At 48.0% G+C, this 356-nt stretch carries 1 protein-coding gene; it reads left to right on the plus strand.

Features of this window, described 5'->3' with window-relative positions:
- Nucleotides 1-43: 43 nt before the first annotated feature.
- Nucleotides 44-356, plus strand: a 313-nt coding sequence (locus tag J0A66_RS22160) for a secretin N-terminal domain-containing protein (RefSeq protein ID WP_338143945.1), incomplete at its 3' end; no start/stop codon positions are given.

Genomic DNA, 356 nt, shown 5'->3' on the forward strand with positions numbered 1-356 from the left:
CGCCGTGTTTTTCAGTGGCCTGGTAGAAGGAACGCCCTTCAGTGTGGCCATTCATCCCCAGGTACAGGGTGCTATTTCACTGGATTTGAAACAGGTTACCTTGCAAGAAGCCCTCAACTTGAGCGAGGAAATGTACGGCTACGATATTCAGCGCAGTGGTAACGTATTTCGTGTTTATCCATCGGGTATACGTACTGAAACCTTCACGGTGAATTATCTGCTGATGACCCGTGATGGCAGCACACAGTCGAGCATTATGTCCGGTGGTGTTTCTCAGTTTGATAACAACAATAACCGCGCAAACAATGGTGGTCTGAATAATTTTGGTGGCAACAGCCAAACCGGCGGAAACCAAT

Source organism: Bowmanella dokdonensis (assembly GCF_017254865.1).
Lineage (GTDB): Bacteria > Pseudomonadota > Gammaproteobacteria > Enterobacterales > Alteromonadaceae > Bowmanella > Bowmanella dokdonensis.